The sequence below is a fragment of the Silanimonas sp. genome, assembly GCF_027531545.1.
GTDB lineage: Bacteria > Pseudomonadota > Gammaproteobacteria > Xanthomonadales > Xanthomonadaceae > Silanimonas.
The window spans coordinates 44,775-57,233 of the sequence record NZ_JAPZSC010000059.1; the positions used below are offsets into that span (position 1 = coordinate 44,775).

Consider the following 12,459-nt stretch of genomic DNA (forward strand, 5'->3'; position numbering starts at 1 on the left):
GCCCATGCCCACCCTTCTCGTCATCGACGACAACGCCGGCGTGCGCACGGCACTCGATGTGCTGTTCGACCTGCACGGCCTCACCGTCCTCGGCGCCGAAAGCCCCGAGGACGGACTTGCCCTGCTCGACGCGCACCCTATCGACCTCGTGCTGCAGGACATGAACTTCACCGCCGACACCACGTCGGGCGAGGAAGGCATCGCGCTGTTCCACGAGATCCGTCGTCGCCACCCGGACATGCCGGTGATCCTGCTCACCGCGTGGACGCAGGTGGAAACCGCCGTGAGCCTGATGAAATCCGGCGCGGCCGACTACCTCGGCAAGCCGTGGGACGACCACAAGCTGCTGGCCAGCGTGCGCAACCTGCTGGAGCTTTCCGACACGCGCCGCGCGCTGCAACAGCTCGCCGGCGCCGATCGCCGCCGCCGCGCCGGGCTCGACGGCCGCTTCGAGCTGCGCGGCATCGTCTACGCCGACCCGGCGATGGAGCGCGTGCTGCAGGTCGCCACGCAGGTGGCGGGTGCGGACGTGCCGGTGTTGATCACCGGCCCGAATGGCAGCGGCAAGGAAAAGATCGCCGACGTGCTGCAGGCGAATTCCGCGGTGCGCAGCGGACCCTTCGTGACGCTCAATTGCGGCGCCCTGCCCTCCGAGCTGATCGAAGCCGAGCTGTTCGGCGCCGATGCCGGTGCCTATACCGGCGCCACCAAGGCCCGCGAGGGCAAGTTCGAAGCCGCGGACGGCGGCACGCTGTTCCTCGATGAAATCGGCAACCTGCCGGCGGCAGGCCAGATGAAACTGCTGCGCGTGCTGGAGACGGGTCGTTTCGAACGCCTCGGCAGCAACCGCGAGCGGCAGGTCAAGGTGCGCGTCATCAGCGCGACCAATGCGGACCTCGCCGCGATGATCCGCGACGGCCGCTTCCGCGAGGACCTCTACTACCGATTGAATCTCATCGAGCTGCGCGTGCCGCCGCTGGCGGAACGGCCGCTCGACGTGATTCCGCTGGCGGAGCACTTCCTCGCCGGCAGCGGCAAGACGCTTGACGACGGCGCACGCCGCGCGCTGCGTGCGCACGCCTGGCCGGGCAACGTGCGCGAGTTGAAGAACACGATTGCACGCGCGGCCTTGCTGTCGTCCTCGCCGACGATCACCTCCAACGACCTTGGGCTGCCGGCCTTCGCCACCGGCGCAGCCGCTCGTGGCAACGACGCCCCGATGGATGCCGACGAACCGGATCGCGCCAGCATCGAAGCCGCGCTGAAGCGGCATCGCGGCGTGCTCGCGCAAGCGGCGGCCGAGCTCGGTCTCTCGCGCCAGGCGCTGTATCGGCGGCTCGAGCGGCTCGGCATCGACCGCGAGTCGGCGTCGTGAGCGGCTCGCCCGCGTCCGAGGCGGCGCCGTCGTGACGCGCTGGCGGTGCTCGCTCGCGGGCCAGTTCGCGCTTCGCGTGCTGCCCGTGCTCGCGGGCGGCATCGCGCTGGCACTGGCGCTGCAAGCGTGGCTCGGCGACGCCCTGCTGGCCGGCGCCATCGCCGTGATCACGAGCGGCCTCGTGCTGCTTTGGCTGCTCGGCGCCTGGCTGTCGCCGGTGCGCTCGCTGATCCGGGCCCTCACCGGCACCGCGCTCAGCTACCGCGACGGCGACTACAGCTTCGGCCTGCGGTGGCCGCGCAACGACGAGCTCGGCGACCTCGTCGCCGGCCACAACGCGATCGGCGAGGCGCTTCGCGAGAAGCAACTCCAGCTGGTACAGCGCGAGTTGCTGCTCGACACCATGGTGCAGAACACGCCGGTGGCCATGCTGTTGCTCGACGCACAGCAGCACGTGGTCTTCGCCAACGTCGCGGCGCGCAAGCTGCTGGCGGAGGGCCGCCGCCTCGATGGGCACGCACTGCACGGCCTGCTCGACGCACGCGACGATGCCTTGTCGGAAGCTCTCCGCCACGGCGCGGCGGGCGTGTTCAGCACCGGTGATGGCGAAGACGACGACGTTTATCACCTCGCCACGTCCGCCTTTCGCCTGAACGGCCGGGCGCACACCCTGCTGCTGGTTCGGCAGATCACCACCGAACTGCGCCGGCAGGAAGTGCAGACCTGGAAGAAGGTCATCCGCGTCATCAGCCACGAGCTCAACAACTCACTGGCACCGATGGCCTCGCTCGCGCACAGCGGCGCGGAGCTAGCGCGCCGCGGCCAGATCGAGAAGCTGCCCACGGTGTTCGCCACCATCGAGGAACGCGCCCGACATCTCGATGGCTTCCTGCGTGACTACGCGCGCTTCGCCAAGCTGCCGCAGCCGCGCATCGAAGCCCACGACCCCGCGGTGCTCGTCGAGCGCCTGCAGAGCCAGATCGCGTTCGTCCTCGACGGCGAGGTGCCGCAGGAGCCGCTGCGCGTCGACGGCGCGCAGTTCGAGCAGGCCCTGCTGAACCTGCTGAAGAACGCGCACGAGGCTTGCCCACCCGAAGCCGATGTGCGGATGCGCCTGCGCCACCTCGGCGGCGACTGGCGCATCGAGGTGCTCGATCGCGGCACCGGCATGAGCGAAGCCGTGATGGCCAATGCGCTGGTGCCGTTCTATTCGACGAAGCGCAGCGGCACCGGCCTCGGGCTCGCGCTGGTGCGCGAGATCATCGAGGCGCACGGCGGACGCATCGGCCTCGCCAACCGCGAGGGCGGCGGGCTGTGCGTCAGCCTGGTGCTGCCGGGCTGATCAGGCCTTCTTCAACGGTCGCTGCCACGCGGCGATGCTCACCTGCTTCCCGCGCGCCACGGTGAGCTGCCCTTCCGGTGCGTCCTTGGTCACCACCGAACCTGCGCCGATCGTCGCCATCGCGCCAATCGTCACCGGCGCCACCAGCGAGCTGTTGCTGCCGATGAAGGCGCCGTCGCCGATCGTCGTGGCCCACTTGTTCACGCCGTCGTAGTTGCAGGTGATGGTGCCGGCGCCGACGTTCACCTTGGCGCCGATCACCGCGTCGCCGAGGTACGTGAGGTGGTTCGCCTTGCTGCCCTTGCCCATCGTGGTCTTCTTCGTCTCGACGAAGTTGCCGATGTGCACGCCCTCGCTGAGCTGCGTGCCGGGGCGCAGGCGCGCAAAGGGGCCGATGGTGCAGTTCGGCTCGGTCACCGCGCCTTCGAGGTCGCTGTGTGCGGCGACGACGGTGCCGGCACCGAGGGTGACGTCCTTCAGGCGGCAGAACGGGCCGACCACCACGCCATCCCCAAGCACGACACGGCCTTCGAGGATCACGTCGACATCGATGCGCACGCCCTGTCCCACCACGACCGTGCCGCGCTGGTCGAAACGCGAGGGATCGGCGAACTGGACGCCTTGCTCAGAGAGCGTCTTCGCGCAGCGACGCTGGTAGGCGCGCTCGAGCTGAGCCAGCTGCCACGGATCGTTGGCACCCTCCACCTCGCCCGCGTCGTCCACGCGCACGGCCGCAGCGGGACGCCCTTCCGCAGCCGCCATGGCGAACACATCCGTCAGGTAGTACTCGCGCTGCGCGTTTTCGTTGCGCAGATTCGCCAACCACCGCTTCAGGGCCGAGCCCTCGGCGGCAATCAGGCCGGTGTTGATCGTGCGCACGGCGCGCTGCTCCGGCGTGGCGTCCTTCTGCTCGACGATCGCCTGCACGCGACCTTCCGCGTCGATGAGCACGCGCCCATAGCCCGTCGGATCGACGAGCTCGGCCACCAGCACCGCTAGCGCACCGTCGGCGGCCACGAGCGGACGCAGCGACTCGGCGCGGACGAGGGGGACGTCCCCATACAAAACGAGCACGCGCGCGTCGTCGGGAAGGCCGGGGACCGCCTGCTGCACCGCATGGCCGGTGCCGAGGCGCTCCGCCTGTTCCACCCACGCCAGGTCGGCGTCGGCCTTGAAGGCCTCGCGCACCGCTTCACCTCCATGACCGTAGACCACGTGGATGCGTGCCGCGCCGAGCGCGCGCGCCGTGTCGATGACGTGGCCGAGCATGGAGCGCGTCGCGATCGGCTGTAGAACCTTGGGCAGCGGCGACTTCATGCGCTTGCCTTCGCCGGCGGCGAGGATCACAACGTGGAGTGAGGGGCTCATGCAGATCAGTCCTCCTGAGACGCCGTGATTGTACTCGCCTCAACACTTGGGCGACCCCGGCGTGGGGGAAGCTAGCAAAGCTCGACCATCGAATAAACTCTGCAGTATCCAGTCGACAAAGAGGGTTGCTCATGCCGGGAAAGTCCATCAAAGAGTGGCTTCTTGTCCTCGGCTCCTTCCGGCAGGATTCGGAGGGCGAGACCATTTCGAAGCGCTCAATCGTGAGTTGGCTCCGGGAGTTCGCCGTCATCGTGGTCGGTGTTTTCGTTGCCTTGGCAGCGGAGTCGTGGTGGTCTGCTCGTGAGGAGCGGCGGGTTGAACGCGAGATCCAAGAGGACATCGCTGCGGAGTTCGAGTCAAACATCCGGATTCTGCGAGCGGACCTCGCGACAAACCAAGCGTCGCGCAGGCAGCTCGCGGTGCTGGAGAGTCTCACTGTCGAGGAACTGATGGCATTGACCGATGCCCAGATGACTGAGTCGCTGCGGAGCGTCGATTGGGCTGGATTCGACCCCGAGATGGGGAACGCGCAGGCGATGGTGCGAAGCGGCAACGCCATCATCGTCAGCGATCGGGAGTTGCGTCTCGCCTTGGCCAGGTGGGCCGGCTTGCTTGAGCTCAATGACCGGTTCACCTTTCTGGCAACCGAGTACGAGAGGGAAGTACGCCCGATGTACGTCAGAGCCGCTGCCGATGGCCGGTGGTCCGAGAATGAACGTCGGGAGATGCAGCTCCATCGCCGCGAACTGCTGGGGTTCTTCGACCGCACGATCGAGAATCAGCGGCAGTTGCTGGCGGCGGCGGAAACGATCCGCTCGCTCCAACTAGCCAGTGATTGATGGCGCGGGCTTCATAAACGAGAACGCCGGCCTCGGGGGCCGGCGTTTCGTGCGTGCTGTCTTCCCGCGGAAAGGCGGCGGACGGCGCGTCAGTGCTTGAGGTTCTTCCGCAGACGCTCCAGCGCCTGCAGCTGCGCCATGGCTTCGGCGAGCTTGGCCTGCGCCTCGGCGATTTCCATCGCCTCGCTGCGGTTGGCCAGGATGCGCTCGGCTTCTTCCTTGGCCTTCTTCACCACGGCCTCGTCGAGGTCGTCGGCGCGCACGACGGTGTCGGCGAGCACGGTGACGACCTGCGGCTGCACCTCGAGGATGCCGCCCGACACATAGAAGTCGAGCTTCTCGCCGTTCGGCTGGGTCACGACGACCTTGCCCTGCTTGATGCGCGTGATCAGCGGCGCATGGCGCGGAGCGATGCCGAGCTCGCCCAGTTCGCCAGTGGCCACGACCAGAGTCGCGTCGCCGTGGAAGATTTCCTTCTCGGCGCTGACGATGTCGCAGCGGATGGTGGTGCTCATGCCAATGCTCCCTTGAGGACGGCGGCCTTAGGCCGCCATCTTCTTGGCCTTCTCGAAGGCTTCGTCGATGCCGCCGACCATGTAGAAGGCCTGCTCCGGCAGGTGGTCGCACTCGCCCTCGACGATCATGCGGAAGCCGCGGATCGTTTCCTTGAGCGTGACGTACTTGCCCGGCGAGCCGGTGAACACTTCGGCCACGTGGAAGGGCTGCGAGAAGAAGCGCTCGGCCTTACGGGCGCGCGACACGACCTGCTTGTCTTCTTCCGAGAGCTCGTCCATGCCGAGGATCGCGATGATGTCCTTCAGCTCCTTGTACTTCTGGAGCGTTGCCTGCACCTTGCGCGCGGTCTCGTAGTGCTCGACGCCGATGACGTTCGGGTCCAGCTGGCGCGAGGTCGAGTCCAGCGGGTCGACGGCCGGGTAGATGCCGAGCGAGGCGATGTTTCGCGACAGCACGACGGTGGCGTCGAGGTGGGCAAAGGTGGTCGCCGGCGACGGGTCGGTCAGGTCGTCCGCGGGAACGTAGACGGCCTGGATCGAGGTGATCGAGCCGGTCTTCGTCGAGGTGATGCGCTCCTGCAGGACGCCCATTTCCTCGGCCAGCGTCGGCTGGTAACCCACGGCCGACGGCATGCGGCCCAGCAGCGCCGACACTTCGGTACCAGCCAGCGTGTAGCGGTAGATGTTGTCGACGAAGAACAGGATGTCGCGGCCCTTGCCGGTCGCCGGGTCGATGTCGTCGCGGAAGTACTCGGCCATGGTCAGGCCGGTCAGCGCGACGCGCAGGCGGTTGCCCGGCGGCTCGTTCATCTGGCCGTACACCATCGCGACCTTGTCGAGGACGTTCGAGTCCTTCATCTCGTGGTAGAAGTCGTTGCCCTCGCGGGTACGCTCACCCACGCCGGCGAACACCGACAGACCCGAGTGTTCCTTCGCGATGTTGTTGATGAGTTCCATCATGTTGACGGTCTTGCCGACGCCGGCGCCGCCGAACAGGCCGACCTTGCCGCCCTTCGCGAAGGGGCACATCAGGTCGATGACCTTGATGCCGGTTTCGAGCAGCTCGTTGCCACCCGCCTGGTCGGCGTAGGCCGGCGCAGCGCGGTGGATTTCCCACGAGGTGTCGGCGGCGATCGGGCCGGCTTCGTCGATCGGGCGACCGAGCACGTCCATGATGCGGCCCAGCGTGCCCTTGCCCACCGGCACCGAGATCGCGTGGCCGGTGTTGTCGGCGACGAGGTTGCGCTTCAGGCCGTCGGTCGAACCGAGGGCGATGGTGCGCACGATGCCGTCGCCGAGCTGCTGCTGCACCTCGAGCGTGATTTCCGTGCCCTGCACCTTCAGCGCGTCGTAGACCTTCGGCACCTGGTCACGCGGGAACTCGACGTCGACGACGGCGCCGATGATCTGAACAACTTTGCCCTGGCTCATGGTGGGTTCCTCAAAAGAAAGCTGGTGGAGGGCGCGCCGCTTAGACCGCTGCGGCGCCGCCGACGATTTCCGAAATTTCCTGCGTGATCGCAGCCTGACGTGCCTTGTTGTAGATCAGGTTCAGGGTGCCGATCAGCTTGGTGGCGTTGTCCGAGGCTGCCTTCATCGCGACCATGCGGGCCGCGTGTTCGGAGGCGAGGTTCTCGAGCACCGCCTGGTAGACGAGCGATTCCACGTAGCGGGTCATCACGTCGTCGAGCACGGTCTTTGCGTCCGGCTCGTAGAGGTAGTCCCAGTCGTGCGTCGCTTCCAGCGACTCCGACACCGGCAACGGCAGCAGCGGCGACAGGGTCGGCTTCTGCGTCATCGTGTTGATGAAGTCGTTGAAGCACAGCGTGACGCGGTCGATGTTGCCTTCCGTGTAGCCATCCAGCATCACTTTTACGACGCCGATCAGCTGCTCGACCTGCGGGTTCTCGCCGAGGTGCGTGACCGAAGCCAGCATCTCGACCTTCAGACGGCGGAAGAAGGTGGACGCCTTCTGGCCGACACAGACCACGTCGATGCCCACGCCCTTGCCCTGCCACTCGCGCATGTCGGCCAGGATGCGGCGGAACAGCTGCGAGTTCAGGCCGCCGCAGAGGCCGCGGTCGGTGGAGACGATGATGTAGCCCACGCGCTTGACGTCGGCGCGCTCGGCCATGAACGGATGCACGTAGTCGGCGTTCGCCTTGGCGACGTGGCCGACCACCTGCTTCATGAGACGCGCGTACGGGCGCGAGGACTTCATCTTGTCCTGCGCCTTGCGGATCTTGGATGCCGAGACCATTTCGAGCGCGCGCGTCACCTTGCGGGTGTTCTGCACGCTCTTGATCTTGGTTTTGATTTCGCGACCGCCTGCCATGGTGTCCTCCGGTCAGGGCGCGCTGGCCGCGCGCCCTACCCCGTTGTCGTTGCTCAGAAGCTGCCGGTGGCCTTGAACTCGGCGATCAGGGCCTTGAACTGGCCTTCGATCTCCTTGTCCCACGCGCCCGAGCTGACGATCTTGTCCATCAGCGCGCCCTGCGTGTTGGCGGCGTGCGCATGCAGGCCGGCCTCGAAGGCACCGATCTTGGCGAGCGGCACGTCGTCCATGTAGCCCTCGTTGACGGCGTAGATGGACAGGGCCATCTGCGCGATCGACATCGGGGCGTACTGCTTCTGCTTCATCAGCTCGGTGACGCGCTGGCCGCGCTCGAGCTGCTTGCGGGTGGTTTCGTCGAGGTCCGAAGCGAACTGCGCGAAGGCCGCCAGCTCGCGGTACTGCGCGAGCGAGATACGGATGCCGCCCGACAGCTTCTTCATGATCGTCGTCTGCGCGGCGCCACCGACGCGCGACACCGAGATACCGGCGTTCACGGCCGGGCGGATGCCGGCGTTGAAAAGGTCGGTTTCGAGGAAGATCTGGCCGTCGGTGATCGAGATCACGTTGGTCGGCACGAAGGCCGAGACGTCACCGGCCTGGGTCTCGATGATCGGCAGAGCGGTCAGCGAGCCGGTCTGGCCCTTGACGGCGCCGTTGGTGAACTTCTCGACGTAGTCGGCCGACACGCGGGCCGCGCGCTCGAGCAGGCGCGAGTGCAAATAGAACACGTCGCCCGGGTAGGCTTCGCGACCCGGCGGGCGGCGCAGCAGCAGCGAGATCTGGCGGTAGGCAACGGCCTGCTTCGACAGGTCGTCGTAAACGATCAGGGCATCCTGGCCGCGGTCCATGAAGTACTCACCCATCGCGCAACCGGCGTACGGGGCGATGTACTGCATCGCCGCCGACTCCGAGGCCGAAGCCGCGACGACGGTCGTGTAGGCCATCGCGCCGTTCTCTTCGAGCTTGCGCACGATCGAGGCGATGGTCGAGTTCTTCTGGCCGATCGCGACGTAAACGCACTTCACGCCCGACGACTTCTGGTTGATGATCGCGTCGATCGCCATCGCGGTCTTGCCGGTCTGGCGGTCGCCGATGATCAGCTCGCGCTGGCCGCGGCCGATCGGGATCATGCTGTCGACCGACTTGTAACCGGTCTGCACCGGCTGGGCCACCGACTGGCGCCAGATCACGCCCGGGGCCACGCGCTCGACCGGCGAGCTCAGCGAGGCGTTGATCGGACCCTTGCCATCGATCGGCTCGCCCAGCGCGTTTACGACGCGGCCGAGCAGCTCCGGACCCACCGGCACTTCAAGGATGCGGGCGGTGGTCTTGGCGACCGCGCCTTCGCGCAGGTGCTCGTAGTCACCGAGGACCACGGCGCCGACCGAGTCGCGCTCGAGGTTCAGGGCCAGGGCGAAGGTGTTGCCCGGCAGCTCGATCATTTCGCCCTGCATCACGTCGGCCAGGCCGTGGATGCGGACGATGCCGTCCGACACCGAGGTGACGGTGCCTTCGTTGCGCGCTTCGGCCGACAGCTTGGCCTTCTCGACGCGCTGCTTGATGAGTTCGCTGATTTCCGACGGGTTGAGCGTCTGCATTGGGGTGCCTCGTTGCCGGCCGGAGCCGGTTAGCGGAAAGGGAAAGTCTTAATGCGTGAGAGCGGTTTCGAGGCGCGCCAGCTTGCTGCGCAGCGACCCGTCGATGACCACGTCGCCAGCGTCGATGACGGCACCGCCAATCAGCGCCGGGTCGACGGCCGTTTCCAGCGCGACATCGGCGTTGAAGCGGCGACGCAGCGCCTGCTCGATCTTGGACTGCTCGTCGGCCGACAGCGGCGTGGCCGACGTGACCTTCGCGCGCACGACGCGCTCGGCTTCGGCACGGAGCTGCTCGTACTGGCCGGCGATTTCCGGCAACAGGGCGAGACGATCGTTCGATGCGAGCACGTCGAGGAACTGCAGGAAGACGGCGTCGCACGACGGCGGCGCCACCAGTCCCGCGGCTTCGGCGCGATCAAGCGCCGGGTGCGCGACAAGACCGGCGATACGCGGATCGGCGGCGAGCTGCGCCGACACCGAAAGCGCGGCCGACCAGCCCGGCAGGGCGCCGGATTGACGGGCCAGCGCGAACGCGGCGCGGGCGTAGGGACGGGCGAGGGTCAGGGCCAGGCTCATGGGCGTGTCGTCAGATCTGCGCGGCGAGTTCGTCGATCAGGGCCGCATGGGCCTTGGCGTCGATTTCGCGACGGATCAGCTTCTCGGCGCCGGCGACGGCCAGCGAACCGACCTCGCGACGCAGGGTTTCCTTCGCGCGGAAGGTCGAGGCTTCGATCTCCGATTCGGCCAACGCCTTCTGGCGCTGCCCTTCGGCGATCGCTTCCTGCTTGGCGGCATCGACGATCTGGGCCGCACGGGCTTCCGCCTGCGCGATGATCTCGTTGGCCTTGACGCGGGCTTCCTTCAGCGCCTCGCTGACCTTGTCCTGCGCCTGCGCGAGGTCCTTCTGGCTGCGCTCTGCAGCGGCCAGACCCTCGGCGATCTTCTTCTGGCGCTCTTCGATGGCCTGAAGCAGCGGCGGCCACACCTTGGTAGCGATCAGCCAGATCAGCATCGCGAAGGCCAGCGCCTGCGCGAACAGCGTGAGATTGATATTCATGGGTTCGCTCTGGAAGAACAGTCGCGCGCCCCATCCGGGGCGCCCGCAAACATCACCGGCTCAGGGCCGGCATGCGCGGGGGCGAGCCCCCGCGCGAACAACGCCGCTTAGGCCGCCGCGAAAGCGGTGGCGAGCGGGTTGATGAAGGCGAACATCAGGGCAACACCGACCGTGATGATGAACGCGGCGTCGATCAGGCCGGCGGTCAGGAACATACGGACCTGCAGCACCGGGATCAGTTCCGGCTGGCGAGCAGCCGACTCGAGGAACTTGCCGGCCATCATGGCCATGCCGAGACCGGCGCCGAGCGCGGCCAGGCCGATCATGATGCCGATGGCCAGCGCGGTCGAGGCCTGGACGTTCGCGAGAAGGGCGAGAGTTTCCATGGTGTTACTCCGATGACAAAGGTTGAAGGGAAAAGGGTGGAACGAAAACGATTCGGCAGAATCGGGTGCAGCGAAATCAGTGACCTTCTTCCATGAGGCTCAGGTACACCACCGAGAGCATCATGAAGATGAAGGCCTGCAGCGGGATCACGAGCAGGTGGAAGAGCATCCAGCCGAGGCCGAGCAGACTCGAGGCCGCGACGCCCACGAGACCAACGCCGCCCAAGGCCCAGATCAGCAGGAAGAGCACTTCGCCGGCGAACATGTTGCCGAACAGACGCATGGCCAGCGACACCGGCTTGCTCAGCAGTTCGACGGCATTGAGCAGCAGGTTGGCCGGGAACATCCACTTGCCGAACGGCGCGGTGAAGAGCTCATGGATGAAGCCACCCAGGCCCTTGGCGCGCAGCGCGAAGAAGATCATCAGGAAGAAGACGCTGAACGACAGGCCGAAGGTCGCATTCAGGTCGGCGGTCGGAACCGGCTTCCAGTATTCGAGGCCGAGCGCATGGAGCGGCATGGCGATGAAGTCGGCGGGGATCATCTTGATGCTGTTGAGCACCAGGATCCAGCAGAACAGGGTGATCGCGATGGGCGTCACGAGGCGGCTCGGGCCGTGGTACGCGTCCTTGGCCTGCTTGTCGACGAATTCGAGCACGATCTCGACGAAGGCCTGCCACTTGCCCGGCACGCCGGCCGTGGCCTTGCGCGTCGCGAGCCAGAAGGCGAAGACCATCAGCAGGCCGACGACAATCGACGTGGCCAGCGTATCGACGTGCAGCGTCCAGAACGCGCTGCCGTCGTCGACGGTGATCGCGAGGTTCTTGAGGTGATGCTGGATGTAACCAGCCGGAGTCAGGGTTTCGCTTGCCATCGCCGCTTCATTGCCTCTTGAACGTCATCATCGCCACGACCAACGCCACCTGCGCGAACAGCAGTCCGGCGAACACCGGGAGAACCCTGGGCATCGCCAGCACCATCGCCAGCACAAGCAGCGCCGCGACCACCATCCACTTCAGCACCGTTCCGAGCACCACCGCGTACATGGCCGCGGAACCACTCGGCGCCACGGCGCGCAGCGCATAGAGCGCCGAAACCGCAACACCCGACAAAAGCGCGAACCCGCCGCTGAAAAAAGCCGCAGCCGCCGCCATGTCGAAGACCAGAGCCACCAGCAACGCCCCCGCACCCTGGGCCGCCAGACCTCGCCACCACACCGCCTTCGTCAGCAGACGCTTTTCGACGAGGGCTTGCATGACACGGTCCGGCGCGGGAATGGGACGCCGCTGATAAGGAGCGGGAGTTTAGCATGCCCTCGGAACGCGCCTCAACGGCCTGAAGCCTCGGGGACGCCTGCGTTCACGGTCGGTGCACAGCCCCGACCTGCGTCGTCACGGCGACCGATTCATACCCAGCAGCTCGAGGGGTGCTTGCTTGGCGGGGCGTATCCACCGCCACCGCTCGTTGTCGCTGTTGTGGATATGTTTTTCTTTGGTGCAAAGGAAAACCCCGCCGATATCTCGGCGGGGTTTTGGGTAAGGCCCTGGCGATGACCTACTCTCGCATGCGGATGCACACTACCATCGGCGCGTGCGCGTTTCACTTCCGAGTTCGGGATGGGATCGGGTGGTTCCACGCAGCTAT

13 protein-coding genes and 1 rRNA gene are annotated in these 12,459 nt (G+C 66.7%); 3 read left to right on the forward strand and 11 right to left on the reverse strand.

Translation table 11 applies throughout. The features are described 5' to 3' along the window. Positions 1-4: 4 nt before the first annotated feature. Complete coding sequence (locus O9280_RS16975) at positions 5-1,375, forward strand: sigma-54 dependent transcriptional regulator (protein ID WP_298345607.1); 1,371 nt, start codon at positions 5-7, stop codon at positions 1,373-1,375. A gap of 31 nt (positions 1,376-1,406) precedes the next feature. Continuing rightward, positions 1,407-2,717, forward strand: coding sequence for an ATP-binding protein (locus O9280_RS16980; protein WP_298345610.1), 1,311 nt, complete (start codon positions 1,407-1,409; stop codon positions 2,715-2,717). Here the strand turns inward: O9280_RS16980 and glmU are convergent, their stop codons facing one another. Beyond that, entirely contained in the window at positions 2,718-4,085 is a 1,368-nt protein-coding gene (glmU, locus tag O9280_RS16985) for a bifunctional UDP-N-acetylglucosamine diphosphorylase/glucosamine-1-phosphate N-acetyltransferase GlmU (RefSeq protein ID WP_298345613.1), read from the reverse strand. Positions 4,086-4,216: 131 nt separating this feature from the next. Here glmU and O9280_RS16990 point away from each other — a divergent pair, with 131 nt between their 5' ends. Continuing rightward, positions 4,217-4,924, forward strand: coding sequence for a hypothetical protein (locus tag O9280_RS16990; RefSeq protein ID WP_298345617.1), 708 nt, complete (start codon positions 4,217-4,219; stop codon positions 4,922-4,924). Positions 4,925-5,013: 89 nt separating this feature from the next. Here O9280_RS16990 and O9280_RS16995 read toward each other — a convergent pair whose 3' ends face one another. The 10 genes from O9280_RS16995 to rrf form a co-directional block, all read right to left on the reverse strand. Then, entirely contained in the window at positions 5,014-5,439 is a 426-nt protein-coding gene (locus O9280_RS16995) for a F0F1 ATP synthase subunit epsilon (protein ID WP_298345620.1), read from the reverse strand. Between the two features lie 27 nt (positions 5,440-5,466). Continuing rightward, entirely contained in the window at positions 5,467-6,870 is a 1,404-nt protein-coding gene (atpD, locus tag O9280_RS17000; RefSeq protein ID WP_298345623.1) for a F0F1 ATP synthase subunit beta, read from the reverse strand. Between the two features lie 40 nt (positions 6,871-6,910). Next, positions 6,911-7,774 carry a F0F1 ATP synthase subunit gamma gene (gene atpG / locus O9280_RS17005; protein ID WP_298345626.1) on the reverse strand — a complete coding sequence of 288 codons (864 nt, stop codon included), beginning with the start codon at positions 7,772-7,774 and terminating at the stop codon, positions 6,911-6,913. A 53-nt stretch (positions 7,775-7,827) separates the two neighbouring features. Next, the gene (gene atpA, locus O9280_RS17010) at positions 7,828-9,372 is read right to left on the reverse strand and encodes a F0F1 ATP synthase subunit alpha (protein ID WP_298345629.1); all 1,545 of its coding nucleotides are present in this window, start codon (positions 9,370-9,372) and stop codon (positions 7,828-7,830) included. Positions 9,373-9,420: 48 nt separating this feature from the next. Beyond that, positions 9,421-9,948 carry a F0F1 ATP synthase subunit delta gene (locus O9280_RS17015; RefSeq protein ID WP_298345632.1) on the reverse strand — a complete coding sequence of 176 codons (528 nt, stop codon included), beginning with the start codon at positions 9,946-9,948 and terminating at the stop codon, positions 9,421-9,423. A gap of 10 nt (positions 9,949-9,958) precedes the next feature. Beyond that, entirely contained in the window at positions 9,959-10,429 is a 471-nt protein-coding gene (locus O9280_RS17020; RefSeq protein ID WP_298345635.1) for a F0F1 ATP synthase subunit B, read from the reverse strand. Positions 10,430-10,536: 107 nt separating this feature from the next. Further along, positions 10,537-10,815, reverse strand: coding sequence for a F0F1 ATP synthase subunit C (atpE, locus tag O9280_RS17025; RefSeq protein WP_297877542.1), 279 nt, complete (start codon positions 10,813-10,815; stop codon positions 10,537-10,539). A 76-nt stretch (positions 10,816-10,891) separates the two neighbouring features. Beyond that, positions 10,892-11,689 carry a F0F1 ATP synthase subunit A gene (atpB, locus tag O9280_RS17030; protein WP_298345639.1) on the reverse strand — a complete coding sequence of 266 codons (798 nt, stop codon included), beginning with the start codon at positions 11,687-11,689 and terminating at the stop codon, positions 10,892-10,894. A gap of 7 nt (positions 11,690-11,696) precedes the next feature. Beyond that, positions 11,697-12,071 (reverse strand): hypothetical protein, encoded by a 375-nt coding sequence (locus O9280_RS17035; RefSeq protein WP_298345642.1) that lies wholly within the window; start codon positions 12,069-12,071, stop codon positions 11,697-11,699. 285 nt (positions 12,072-12,356) lie between these two features. Further along, positions 12,357-12,459, reverse strand: a 5S ribosomal RNA gene (rrf, locus tag O9280_RS17040); the annotation flags it as partial.

Bases quoted from the DNA above. Each gene is read 5' to 3' on its own strand.
- atpD (WP_298345623.1), bottom strand. From the start codon at position 6,870: ATGAGCCAGGGCAAAGTTGTTCAGATCATCGGCGCCGTCGTCGACGTC.
- atpB (WP_298345639.1), bottom strand. From the start codon at position 11,689: ATGGCAAGCGAAACCCTGACTCCGGCTGGTTACATCCAGCATCACCTC.
- atpA (WP_298345629.1), bottom strand. From the start codon at position 9,372: ATGCAGACGCTCAACCCGTCGGAAATCAGCGAACTCATCAAGCAGCGC.
- O9280_RS16975 (WP_298345607.1), top strand. From the start codon at position 5: ATGCCCACCCTTCTCGTCATCGACGACAACGCCGGCGTGCGCACGGCA.
- atpE (WP_297877542.1), bottom strand. From the start codon at position 10,815: ATGGAAACTCTCGCCCTTCTCGCGAACGTCCAGGCCTCGACCGCGCTG.
- glmU (WP_298345613.1), bottom strand. From the start codon at position 4,085: ATGAGCCCCTCACTCCACGTTGTGATCCTCGCCGCCGGCGAAGGCAAG.
- O9280_RS16990 (WP_298345617.1), top strand. From the start codon at position 4,217: ATGCCGGGAAAGTCCATCAAAGAGTGGCTTCTTGTCCTCGGCTCCTTC.
- O9280_RS17015 (WP_298345632.1), bottom strand. From the start codon at position 9,948: ATGAGCCTGGCCCTGACCCTCGCCCGTCCCTACGCCCGCGCCGCGTTC.
- O9280_RS16995 (WP_298345620.1), bottom strand. From the start codon at position 5,439: ATGAGCACCACCATCCGCTGCGACATCGTCAGCGCCGAGAAGGAAATC.
- O9280_RS17035 (WP_298345642.1), bottom strand. From the start codon at position 12,071: ATGCAAGCCCTCGTCGAAAAGCGTCTGCTGACGAAGGCGGTGTGGTGG.
- O9280_RS17020 (WP_298345635.1), bottom strand. From the start codon at position 10,429: ATGAATATCAATCTCACGCTGTTCGCGCAGGCGCTGGCCTTCGCGATG.
- atpG (WP_298345626.1), bottom strand. From the start codon at position 7,774: ATGGCAGGCGGTCGCGAAATCAAAACCAAGATCAAGAGCGTGCAGAAC.